Genomic DNA, 11,979 nt, shown 5'->3' on the forward strand with positions numbered 1-11,979 from the left:
CATTCGTGCCAAAAATCTCAAGCCGTTGATTCAGCTTGAAATCCCTGAAGATGAAGGCAAAAACGCGTTCGTTGCTGAACACAAATGAACAATCGGAAATGAACAATTGAACAGTTCACCCATTGACAGTGAACAATAGTGAACAACACTCTAGACACCGTTCATGCCCCTGTAGGAGCCGGCTTGCTGGCGATGGCGTCATCGAAATCGCCATCGCCAGCAAGCCGGCTCCTACAAAGGCGTGGCACGCCAGAACCGTCACGTGTGAGATTCAACGTGATGTGCAAAACCCATAAAAACAATAAAAGCTTGCCCAGAGATCGACTGCCATGGCCGCACCCGCCTCGCCGCTGTCCCACGACGCCATCATCCAGGACTCCTGGTCGCGATGCCGCGCGTTCGGCCTCAGTCACCAAAGCGCGCCGGCCTTCGACCAGTTGCCGGCCGCGGGCATCGCGCAACTGCTGGAGAGCCAGCACTCACTGGTGCAAACCACCCATCAGGAAGTCCTGCCCTACTACGAGAACATCCTGAGCAATTCCAATTGCCTGATCATGCTCGCCGACCATCAGGGCCAGGTGCTCACGTCCTGGGGCACCCAGCGCTTTATCGAACCGAAACTGGCCCGAGGCTTTAGTGCCGGCGCCAGCTGGATGGAGCGCTGCACCGGCACCAACGCCATCGGCACCGCCCTGGCCTGCGAGCAAGCCGTGCATATCGAGCACGATGAACACTTCCTCAAGGCCAACCGCTTCATGACCGGTTCCGCCGCGCCGATTTTCGATGCCGAGCGTAAAGTGATCGCGGTGCTGGACGTGTCCAGCGACAGCTACCTGCCGCCCTCCCACACCCTGGGCATGGTCAAGATGATGAGCCAGACCGTGGAAAACCGGCTGATCCTCAACCTGTTCCATGGCCAGCATTTCCAACTGACGTTCAACACCGGGCTGAACAACCTCGACAGCCAATGGGCCGGCTTGCTGATTTTCGATGAAAGCGGCCAGGTGCTTTCCGCCAATCGCCGCGCCGACAATCTGCTGGGCATCAGCCTGTCGCGGGTCAGTGTCGAGAGCCTGTTCAAGGTTTCGCTGCTGGAGTTGCTGAACCAGCCCGAAGGCCTGCCCTTCGCCCTGCAAACCTCGGGGCGCAATCGCTTCCAGTGCCTGTTGAAGCGGCCGAAACAGGTATCAATTCAACCTCGAGTGTTCACCGAACCGGTAGTAGCTACACCCGCCGCCATCAGCCTCAACACTCTGCATTACGGTGACAGCCGCGTGGAAAAAGCTGTGCGCCAGGCCGAGCGCTTGCTGGAAAAAGACATTCCATTGCTGATCCACGGTGAAACCGGCGTTGGTAAAGAAGTCTTCGTCAAAGCGCTGCACCAGGCCAGCTCACGCAGCAAACAAGCGCTCATCGCGGTCAACTGTGCGGCGATTCCCGCCGAACTGGTGGAATCAGAGCTGTTTGGTTATGAGAAAGGTGCATTCACCGGTGCCAATCAGAAAGGCAGCATCGGGCTGATCCGCAAGGCTGACAAAGGCACGCTGTTCCTCGACGAAATCGGTGACATGCCGCTGCCGACCCAGGCGCGACTGTTGCGGGTGTTGCAGGAGCGCTGCGTGCAACCGGTGGGCAGCAGTGAATTGTTCCCGGTGGACTTGCGCATCATTTCCGCGACCAATCGCTCGTTGCGCGAACAAGTCCAGCTGGGGCGATTTCGTGAAGACTTGTATTACCGCATCGGCGGCCTGCCCCTGGAACTGCCGCCGCTAAGAGAACGAAGCGATAAAGAAGCACTGTTCAAGCGCCTGTGGGAGCAGCACCGTGAACCCGCGCAATGGGCCGGTTTGAGCCAGGAAGTGATGGCGTTGTTCGGCCGGCATCCGTGGCCGGGTAACCTGCGCCAGGTCAGCAGCGTGATTCAGGTCGCCCTGGCCATGGCCGAGGAGCAACCGATACGGCCGGAGCATTTGCCGGATGATTTTTTTGTCGACCTGGAGATGGAGCCGGTGGAGACGCAGGAACCATTGGCCGTTGACCTCAATGATATCGAGGCGCTGAACCGGCAGTTGCAGGCGGTCGGGGGGAATATTTCCTACCTGGCACGCAGGCTTGGGGTGAGCCGCAATACCCTTTACAAGCGGTTGCGCCAGGCTGAATGACGGGTTGGCCGAACGGCCCCCATCGCTGGCAAGCCAGCTCCCACAGGTTCAGCGGGCTGCATGGATTTTGTGTACGACACGGACACTGTGGGAGCTGGCTTGCCAGCGATGACGTCAGCCCGGACTCCACATATATCCCCCTTTTCAAAAACAAAAACCCGCACTAGGCGGGTTTTGTTTTACAGCAGATCAAGCAATCAATCAGCCAAACGCCAGGTCGTGCCGCCCTTGCCGTCTTCCAGCACCACGCCCATGGCGGTGAGCTGGTCGCGGATGCGGTCGGATTCGGCCCAGTCCTTGCCGGCACGTGCCGCCAGGCGCGCAGCGATCAGCGCTTCGACTTCGGCGGCATCCACGCGCCCTTCAGCGCCCGCTTGCAGGAAGTCATCGGCTTCGAGCTGCAACACACCCAGTACGCTGGCCAGTTCTTTCAAACGGGCTGCCAGAGCGGCCGCTGCGTTCAGATCGCTTTCACGCAGACGGTTGATTTCACGAACCATCTCGAACAACACCGCACAAGCTTCCGGCGTGCCGAAGTCGTCGTTCATCACCTGGGTGAAACGCTCGACGAAGGCTTCGCCGCCAGCAGGCGCCACGCTCGGCAGGCCTTTCAACGCGTGGTAGAAACGCTCCAGGGCGCCCTTGGCGTCCTTGAGGTTGTCTTCCGAATAGTTGATGGCGCTGCGGTAGTGGCTCGACACCAGCAGGTAACGCACGACTTCCGGGTGGTACTTGTCGAGCACGTCGCGAATGGTGAAGAAGTTGTTCAAGGACTTGGACATCTTCTCGCCATTGATACGGATCATGCCGCAATGCATCCACGCGTTGGCGTAGGTCTTGCCGGTGGCCGCTTCGCTCTGGGCGATTTCGTTTTCGTGGTGCGGGAACTCAAGGTCGCTGCCGCCGCCATGAATGTCGAAAGTCTCGCCCAGGCAGCAGGTGGACATCACCGAGCACTCGATGTGCCAGCCCGGACGCCCGGCGCCCCACGGCGATTCCCAGCTCGGCTCACCCGGCTTGGTGGCTTTCCACAGTACGAAGTCCAGCGGGTCCTGCTTGGACTCGTCGACTTCGATCCGTGCGCCGATGCGCAGGTCTTCGATTTTCTTGCGCGACAGCTTGCCGTAACCCATGAACTTGGCGACGCGGTAGTACACGTCGCCATTGCCCGGTGCGTAGGCATAACCCTTGTCGATCAGGGTCTGGATCATGCTCAGCATGCCCGGAATGTGATCGGTGGCACGCGGTTCCATGTCCGGCTTGAGGATGTTGAGGCGCGCCTCGTCCTCATGCATTGCAGTGATCATGCGTTCGGTCAGCGCGTCGAACGGTTCGCCGTTCTCGCGGGCACGATTGATGATCTTGTCTTCGATGTCGGTGATGTTGCGCACGTAGGTCAGGTTATAACCGCTGAACCGCAGCCAGCGGGTCACCAGGTCAAACGCGACCATGCTGCGGCCGTGGCCAATGTGGCAGTAGTCGTACACGGTCATCCCGCAGACGTACATGCGCACGTTGTTGCCATCCAAAGGCTTGAAGACTTCTTTGCTCTTGGTGAGCGTGTTGTAGATCGTAAGCACTTTAATTCCTTGACGCTAAATCACTGGCCCCACGAATCACGCAGGGTCACGGTACGGTTGAATACCGGCTGACCAGGTTTCGAGTCCTTGAGATCGGCGACGAAGTAACCTTCGCGCTCGAACTGGAAACGGTCTTCCGGCTGTGCGTTGCCCAGCGAAGGCTCGGCACGACAACCGGTGAGTACCTGCAGCGAGTCAGGGTTGATGTTGTCCAGGAAACTGGCGCTGTCTTCGGCCTTCTCAGGGTTGGCCGAACGGAACAGACGGTCGTACAGACGTACTTCGCACTCGACGCTGGCAGCAGCCGGCACCCAGTGCACCACGCCTTTGACCTTGCGGCCTTCCGGGTTCTTGCCCAGGGTCTCGGGATCGTACGAGCAGCGCAGTTCGACGATGTTGCCATCGGCGTCCTTGATCGCTTCGTCGGCACGGATCACGTAGCTACCGCGTAGACGCACTTCACCGGCCGGCTCCAGGCGCTTGTAGCCTTTTGGCGGCTCTTCCATGAAGTCGTCACGATCGATGTAGATTTCGCGAGCGAACGGCAACGCGCGCACGCCCATGTCTTCTTTCGGGTGGCACGGCAGTTCGAGGTTCTCGACCTGGCCTTCCGGATAGTTGGTGATCACGACTTTCAGCGGACGCAGCACGCACATGGCACGCGGGGCGCTGTGGTCGAGGTCGTCACGGATGCTGAATTCGAGCATGCCGAAGTCGACCACGCCGTCGGAACGGTTGGTGCCGATCATCTCGCAGAAGTTACGGATCGACTTCGGCGTGTAGCCACGGCGGCGGAAGCCCGACAGCGTCGACATGCGCGGGTCGTCCCAGCCGTTGACGTGCTTTTCATCGACCAACTGCTTGAGCTTGCGCTTGCTGGTGATGGTGTAGTTCAGGTTCAGGCGGCTGAACTCGTACTGACGCGGGTTGGCCGGCACCGGCAGGTGCTCGAGGAACCACTCGTACAGCGGACGGTGGCTTTCGAACTCCAGGGTGCAGATCGAATGGGTGATGCCTTCGATGGCGTCCGACTGACCGTGAGTGAAGTCGTAGTTCGGGTAGATGCACCACTTGTCACCGGTCTGGTGGTGATGAGCGTGACGAATGCGATACATGATCGGATCGCGCAGGTTCATGTTCGGCGAGGCCATGTCGATCCTGGCCCGCAGCACGCGTGCGCCGTCCTTGAATTCACCGGCCTTCATGCGGGCGAACAGGTCCAGGTTTTCTTCCACGGAGCGGTCGCGGAACGGGCTGTTCTTGCCCGGCTCGGTCAGGCTGCCACGGTATTCCTTGGCTTGCTCCGGAGTCAGGTCATCGACGTAGGCATTGCCGGATTTGATCAGCTCCACCGCCCAGTCATGCAACTGGTCGAAATACTGCGAGGCGTAGCGCACTTCACCGGACCATTCGAAGCCCAGCCATTTGACGTCGCTTTCGATCGCGTCGATGTATTCCTGGTCTTCCTTGGCCGGGTTGGTGTCGTCGAAACGCAGGTGCGTGACGCCACCGAACTCCTGGGCCAGGCCGAAGTTCACGCAGATCGACTTGGCGTGGCCGATGTGCAGGTAGCCGTTGGGTTCAGGCGGGAAACGGGTGACGATCTGCGTGTGCTTGCCCGAGTCCAGGTCTGCCTGGATGATCGGCCGCAGGAAGTTGACCGGCACGGCAGGGCCGGTCTTGGCATTCGAGGTAGGGTCGACAGTGGGCTTGCTCATAGGATCCTTGAACGTACAAGTGCGTGGCCGTAATGAAGGCCGGACAAAACAAAGCCGCTATCATAGCCGATGCCGTCAAGTACCTGACAGAGCGCACTCTGTAAACCGTCGCATTTAATAGGACGCAAATGAAAAAACAGCCTCGAAATTCGCGTCTGGCACGCTAAACTGCGCACCTTGGCCAAAAAGGCTGAACCGGTGGCGGGACGTGATGTTCCAACACCAAGAATTCCTTCAATACGCTCCACCTCAAAAGAGTCCCGATCATGACCCAAGTCAAACTGACTACTAACCACGGTGACATCGTCATCGAACTGAACGCCGAAAAAGCCCCGATCACCGTGGCCAACTTCGTCGAGTACGTTAAAGCCGGTCACTACGAAAACACTGTTTTCCACCGTGTCATCGGCAACTTCATGATCCAGGGCGGCGGTTTCGAGCCAGGCATGAAAGAAAAGAAAGACAAGCGCCCAAGCATCCAGAACGAAGCTGACAACGGTCTTTCCAACGAAAAATACACCGTCGCCATGGCCCGTACCATGGAGCCGCATTCGGCCTCCGCGCAGTTCTTCATCAACGTGGCCGACAACAGCTTCCTCAACCACAGCGGCAAGAACGTTCAGGGCTGGGGCTACGCGGTATTCGGTAAAGTGACCGCGGGCACCGACGTTGTCGACAAGATCAAAGGCGTGGCCACCACTTCCAAGTCCGGCCACCAGGACGTACCGGCAGACGACGTGATCATCGAGAAAGCCGAGATCATTGAGTGATACTGCTGATTTCAGATTTACATCTGGAAGAGGAGCGCCCGGACATCACCCGGGCGTTTCTGGATTTGCTCGCCGGACGCGCCCGCTCGGCGAGTGCGTTGTACATCCTGGGCGACTTTTTCGAGGTGTGGATTGGCGACGACGCCATGACACCCTTCCAGCGCTCCATCTGCCAGGCCCTGCGCGACCTAAGCGACAGCGGCACGGCCATTTTCCTGATGCACGGCAATCGCGACTTCATGCTCGGCAAGGCCTTCTGCAAACAGGCCGGCTGCACCCTGCTGAAGGACCCGAGCGTCGTGCAGTTCAACGGCGAGCCGGTGCTGCTGATGCACGGCGACAGCCTCTGCACCCGCGACGAAGGCTATATGAAGCTGCGTCGCTACCTGCGCAACCCGGTCACCCTGTTCATCCTGCGCAACCTGCCGTTGCGCACCCGGCACAAGCTGGCACGCAAACTGCGCAATGAAAGCCGCGCGCAAACGCGGATGAAGGCCAATGACATTGTCGACGTCACGCCCGAGGAGATTCCGCGGATCATGCAGGCGTTCGGCGTGAAGACCCTGATCCACGGACATACCCACCGTCCGGCGATTCACAAATTGCAGCTCGGCGAGCAAGCGGCGCGGCGCATTGTGCTGGGGGATTGGGATCGTCAGGGCTGGGCGCTGCAGGTCGATGAGCAAGGGTTTGCCCTGGCGCCGTTCGACTTCGCCCCACCGCCGCAACTCGCCGCACCGACAAACTTGTAGGAGCCGGCTTGCTGGCGATCACGGTGGGTCAGCTGTATCAATGACATCTGAAACACCGCGATCGCCAGCAAGCCGGCTCCTACAGGATCGCGTTCCAGCCGGCCCGGATTTGATCGCGTTTGGCTCAATGCCCGGCAGAAGCCGCAGGCCCTGCCTTGGCCGTAAACGGCGGTTTGGCCAGCCACACGATCAATATCAGCCCCATGAACATCCAGCCCAGCAAGGTGAAGTAATCCACCGTGGACAGCATGTACGCCTGGCTGACCACCGTCTGCTCCAGCTGCGTGTAGGCCTTGGCCCCTGCCCCGCCCAGTTGGGTCAACGCTTCGCGGGTGGCCGGATCGAACGGGGTGATGCTTTCGGTCAGGTAGGCATGGTGCTGGTCGGCCCGACGAATCCAGATCCAGGTGGTCAACGATGCAGCAAAACTGCCGCCCAGGGTGCGCAGGAAGGTCGCCAGTCCGGAGCCGTCGGCAATCTGGTGCGGTGGCAGGTCCGAGAGCAGGATGGTCAGGGTCGGCATGAAGAACAGCGCCACGCCGATGCCCATGAACAGTTGCACCATGGCGATGTGCTGGAAGTCCACTTCATTGGTGAAACCGGCGCGCATGAAGCAGCTCAGGCCGATGGCCAGGAAGGCCCCACCCGCCAGCACACGCATGTCGAAGCGCGGTGCGTACTTGCCGACGAAAGGTGACAGCAGTACCGGCAGGATCCCCAGCGGCGCGACGGCAAAACCGGCCCAGGTCGCGGTGTAGCCCAATCGGGTCTGCAACCACTGCGGCAGGATCAGGTTGATCCCGAAGAACCCGGCATAGCCCAGGATCAGCACGATGGTGCCGTAGCGGAAGTTGCGGTGGGCGAACAGGCGCAGGTTGACCACCGGATGTTCATCGGTCATTTCCCAGATCACGAAGAACGCCAGGGCCACCACCGAAATAACCGAACCGATCACGATGAAGCTGGACTCGAACCAGTCGGCATCGTTGCCCTTGTCGAGCACGATCTGCAGCGCCCCGACGCCGATGATCAAGGCGATCAGGCCGACGTAATCCATCGGTTGGCGACTGGTGACCACCGGACGTTTTTTCATCTGCTGGGTCACCACCCAGGCGGCGAACAGGCCGATCGGCACGTTGATGAAGAAGATCCACGGCCAGCTGTAGCTATCGGTGATCCAGCCGCCGAGGATCGGCCCGGCAATCGGCGCGACCACCGTGACCATCGCCAACAGTGCCAGCGCCATCCCCCGTTTCGCCGGTGGATAAACGGCAATCAGCAAGGTCTGGGTCATCGGGTACAACGGCCCCGCCACCACCCCTTGCAGCACCCGAAAGCCCACCAGCTCAGGCATGGACGTGGAAATCCCGCACAAAAACGAGGCCAGCACGAACAGCAGTGTTGCCCAGACAAAAAGCTTCACCTCGCCAAAACGGCGACTGAGCCAACCGGTCAGCGGCAAGGCGATGGCGTTGCTCACCGCGAACGAAGTGATAACCCAGGTGCCCTGCTCCGAACTCACGCCCAGGTTGCCGGAAATCGTCGGCAGCGCCACGTTGGCGATGGTCGTGTCGAGCACTTGCATGAAGGTCGCCAGCGACAGGCCGATGGTGCTGAGCACCAGGCTGGGCGGCGTGAAAGACGCGTTATTGCTCATCGCGAATCCTTTGACACTCAAGTTGCGCTGCGCCCGTTACAGGCGCAGCCGACGGATTGGCGAATCAGCGCTGCGCGGTCTTGCTGACCGCGGCGCTGTTGTCGTGAATCAACTGCGTGATCATGGCGTCGGCCTCGGCCAACTGGCGGTCGTAGACGTTGGTGCTGAATGACGCCTTCTGCGGCGGCTGTTGCGCCAGCACCGGGCCGCTCTGGTCATGCAGATCGACATCGACGAGGGTCGACAGGCCGACGCGCAACGGGTGCTTGGCCAGCTCTTCGGCGTTGACGTGGATCCGCACCGGCACGCGCTGCACGATCTTGATCCAGTTGCCGGTGGCGTTCTGCGCCGGCAGCAAGGCAAAGGCGCTGCCGGTCCCGGCACCGAGACTGTCGATGGTGCCGCTGTACTTCACGTCGCTGCCGTACAGGTCGGTCTCGATCTCGACCGGTTGGCCGATGCGCATGTCACGCAGCTGGGTTTCCTTGAAGTTGGCGTCGATCCACAACTGATCCAGCGGAATCACCGCCATCAGCGCGGTACCCGGTTGCACCCGCTGGCCCAGTTGCACCGAACGCTTGGCCACGTAACCGGTGACCGGTGCAATCAGCACGCTGCGCGAGTTGTTCAGGTAGGCCTGGCGCAGTTGCGCGGCGGCGGCCATCACGTCCGGGTGCGAGGAAACCACGGTGTCGTCGACCAGCGCGCTGGTGGTCTTGAGCTTTTGTTCGGCATTGGCCAGGGCGTTTTGCGCCGAGGTCAGGTCGTCGCGGGCGTGGGACAGCTCTTCCTGGGAAATCGCCCCGCCGGCGGCGAGGTTCTTGCGCCGGCTGAAGTTGTCCCGGGCCTTTTGCACTTCGGCTTTCTGCGCGTTGACCTGGGCTTTCATGCCATCCACATCGCTGTACAGGCCGCGCACCTGGCGCACGGTACGGGCCAGATTGGCCTGGGCGTTTTGCAGACCGATTTGTGCGTCGTTCGGGTCGAAGTTCACCAGCACCTGGCCTTCATGGACCAGATCGCCGTCATCGGCGCCGATGCTGACCACGGTGCCGGTGACCAGCGGGGTGATTTCCACCACGTTGCCGTTCACATAGGCGTCGTCGGTGCTTTCACTCCAGCGCCCGTAGAATTCGTGGTAGGCCCAGACGCCCGCGCCGCCGAGCACTACGACGACAGCCAGCACCAACAGCATGAGTTTGCGCTTGCCCGAATTGGGGTTGCCCTGGGTGTTTTCAGGAGGTTGAGTTGTATCGGCAGTGGCCATGACAGGTACCTTGAATTAGTGGGTCAGCGTGGCTGGCGCGGCGTTGGCCGAGGCAATGGCCTCAGGCTGGAAACCGCCGCCCAGCGCCTGCATCAGTTGGATCGACAGGTCAATCTGCTCGGCATTCAGGTTGGCCAGCTGACGCTGGGCCTGGAGCAATTGCTGCTCGATGCTGAGCACGTCCAGGTAGTTGCCGATGCCGGAACCGTAACGCTGGACCACGGTGTTGTAGGAATCCTGGGCGATGTCGGTGGCATGCTGCTGGGCCGCGATCTGCCGGCCGATGTCACGCAGCTGGTTGATGCTGTCACTGACATCCCCCAGTGCCTTCACCAGGCTTTTGTTGTACTGCGCCACGGCGAGGTCGTAATCGGCGTCGCGCGAATCGAGGTCGGCGCGCAAGCGGCCACCGTCGAAGATCGGCACCGAGATCGTCGGTGCAATGTTGAAGAAACGGCTGGCGGAACCAAACATCGCATCGCCCAACAGGGATTCGGCGCCGGCTGCGGCACTGAGGTTCAAGTTGGGATAGAACCGGGTCTTGCCGGCGTCGATGTTTTTGCTCGCAGCCTCGACCCGCCAGCGCGCGGCCACCAGGTCCGGACGACGTCCGAGCAACTCGGCCGGCAACACTGAAGGTAGCGCTACCACGCCTGGCTGAAGAATGTTCGGTCGGGCAATGTCATTGCCGCGGTCCGGGCCTTTGCCGAGCAGCACCGCGAGAGCGATTTTGGCGCTGTTCAGGCGTTTCTCGGCATCGATCAGGTTGGCCTGGGAGGTGGCTTCCAGGCTTTCGGTCTGCTGGAACTGATACTGGCTGTCGATCCCGGCCGTCAGGCGGCGCTGGCTCAGGTCGAGCATTTGCCGGGTGCGCTTGAGGTCTTCGCTGGACAGGTCGTAGACGATGTGTGCCTGGCCCAGATCGCTGTAGGCGCGGGCAACATCGGCGGCCAGGGTCAGTTGCGCAGCCTGCTGGTCGACTTCGGCGGCACGGGCCTGGCCAAGGGCCGCTTCCCAGGCATCGCGCTGGCCGCCCCACAGGTCGAAGTTGTAGTTGAAACCGGCGCTGATGTTGCGAATGGTGGCGTAAGCGTCCCCCTGCCCGAGCGGGTCCTGGTCGCGGGCCAGGCGCGAACGGCTGACGCCGGCGCTGGCATCCAGGGTCGGCATCCGCTCGGCGTCGGCGGCGTCGGCAGCGGCGCTGGCCTGATGGGCGCGGGCGTCGGCAATCTGCATGTCCGGGCTGTCACGCAGGGCTTCGCGGATCAGGCCGTCGAGTTGCGGGTCGCCGAGGCTTTTCCACCAGTCGCTTTTCGGCCAGGCGGCCGGCGACAGGGTCACGCCGCCGAGGGATTGCCCGGCCTCGAGGGTTTTCGCGTCGAGGCTGACCCCTTCGGTTTTCAGTCCGCTGTAACTGGCGCAACCGCCCAGGCTCATGGCCAACAGCACCAGGCTCAGGCCGGTACGCAAGGGTTTACTGCTCATTTGTCACCTACCCGCAGCAGGGTGATCGAGTCACCGGCTGCCAGCAAAATTTTCTTCAGGATCAGCTCCAGAGTCTTCAGCTCATCCGGAGTGATGGCACCGGCCAGTTCATTCATGGCTTCGGCACCGATGTGCGGCAATAGACTGGCGAGCTTCTGCCCTTCTTCGGTCAGTACCAACTGCACCTGACGGCGATCCGCCTCGGAGCGTTGGCGGGCGAGGAAACCTTTCTGTTCCAGACGATCGAGCATGCGCGTCATCGAGCCGCTGTCGAGGGACAGGTGACGGCACAGCTCGCCCGGCGAATCGACGCCGTACTGGGCGATGATGATCAACACCTTGAACTGCGCGGCGGTGATGCCGTGGGGTTCCATGCGGGTGTCGAGGATCCGGTCCTTGAGCAGCGCGGCACGTCCGAGCAACAGGCCGAGATGGCAATTCTGGAAATCTTCCGGAGAGAAATGTTTCATCTGACCACCAATTAGCTGCCTAGGCAGTGAATGTATGTCGAGATGTTACTGCCTAGGCAGCGAATGTCAACGTAATAGTTAGCAAGCTTCGCAAATAGTTGACTAACGGCGTCGGGAT

The 11,979-nt window shown here is 60.9% G+C and carries 9 protein-coding genes; 3 read left to right on the top strand and 6 right to left on the bottom strand.

Features of this window, described 5'->3' with window-relative positions:
• Positions 1-329: 329 nt before the first annotated feature.
• A complete protein-coding gene (locus AB4O16_RS06365; RefSeq protein WP_460157322.1) occupies positions 330-2,162 on the top strand; it encodes a sigma-54-dependent Fis family transcriptional regulator in 1,833 nt (610 codons plus the stop codon).
• Positions 2,163-2,359: 197 nt separating this feature from the next.
• On the opposite strand, the gene cysS is transcribed toward AB4O16_RS06365, so the two are convergent.
• Positions 2,360-3,742 (bottom strand): cysteine--tRNA ligase, encoded by a 1,383-nt coding sequence (gene cysS, locus AB4O16_RS06370; RefSeq protein WP_460157323.1) that lies wholly within the window; start codon positions 3,740-3,742, stop codon positions 2,360-2,362.
• A gap of 20 nt (positions 3,743-3,762) precedes the next feature.
• Positions 3,763-5,460: a glutamine--tRNA ligase/YqeY domain fusion protein gene (locus tag AB4O16_RS06375; RefSeq protein ID WP_460157324.1), complete on the bottom strand. Its 1,698-nt coding sequence runs from the start codon at positions 5,458-5,460 to the stop codon at positions 3,763-3,765.
• 266 nt (positions 5,461-5,726) lie between these two features.
• On the opposite strand from AB4O16_RS06375, the gene AB4O16_RS06380 reads away from it, so the two are divergent.
• Together AB4O16_RS06380 and lpxH are read left to right on the top strand one after the other, a co-directional pair.
• Entirely contained in the window at positions 5,727-6,230 is a 504-nt protein-coding gene (locus AB4O16_RS06380; RefSeq protein ID WP_160389238.1) for a peptidylprolyl isomerase, read from the top strand.
• The gene (gene lpxH / locus AB4O16_RS06385; RefSeq protein WP_460157325.1) at positions 6,227-6,982 is read left to right on the top strand and encodes a UDP-2,3-diacylglucosamine diphosphatase; all 756 of its coding nucleotides are present in this window, start codon (positions 6,227-6,229) and stop codon (positions 6,980-6,982) included. The genes AB4O16_RS06380 and lpxH overlap by 4 nt, the downstream gene beginning before the upstream one ends.
• 124 nt (positions 6,983-7,106) lie before the next feature.
• On the opposite strand, the gene AB4O16_RS06390 is transcribed toward lpxH, so the two are convergent.
• The 4 genes from AB4O16_RS06390 to AB4O16_RS06405 form a co-directional block, all read right to left on the bottom strand.
• Positions 7,107-8,639 (bottom strand): DHA2 family efflux MFS transporter permease subunit, encoded by a 1,533-nt coding sequence (locus tag AB4O16_RS06390; RefSeq protein ID WP_160389236.1) that lies wholly within the window; start codon positions 8,637-8,639, stop codon positions 7,107-7,109.
• A 64-nt stretch (positions 8,640-8,703) separates the two neighbouring features.
• Positions 8,704-9,906 (bottom strand): HlyD family secretion protein, encoded by a 1,203-nt coding sequence (locus tag AB4O16_RS06395; RefSeq protein WP_460157326.1) that lies wholly within the window; start codon positions 9,904-9,906, stop codon positions 8,704-8,706.
• Between the two features lie 15 nt (positions 9,907-9,921).
• The gene (locus tag AB4O16_RS06400) at positions 9,922-11,391 is read right to left on the bottom strand and encodes an efflux transporter outer membrane subunit (protein WP_460157327.1); all 1,470 of its coding nucleotides are present in this window, start codon (positions 11,389-11,391) and stop codon (positions 9,922-9,924) included.
• Positions 11,388-11,861 (bottom strand): MarR family winged helix-turn-helix transcriptional regulator, encoded by a 474-nt coding sequence (locus tag AB4O16_RS06405; RefSeq protein WP_160389233.1) that lies wholly within the window; start codon positions 11,859-11,861, stop codon positions 11,388-11,390. Before AB4O16_RS06405 ends, AB4O16_RS06400 begins: the two co-directional genes overlap by 4 nt.
• Positions 11,862-11,979 lie beyond the last annotated feature (118 nt).

The sequence above is a fragment of the Pseudomonas sp. S2_H10 genome (assembly GCF_054668285.1).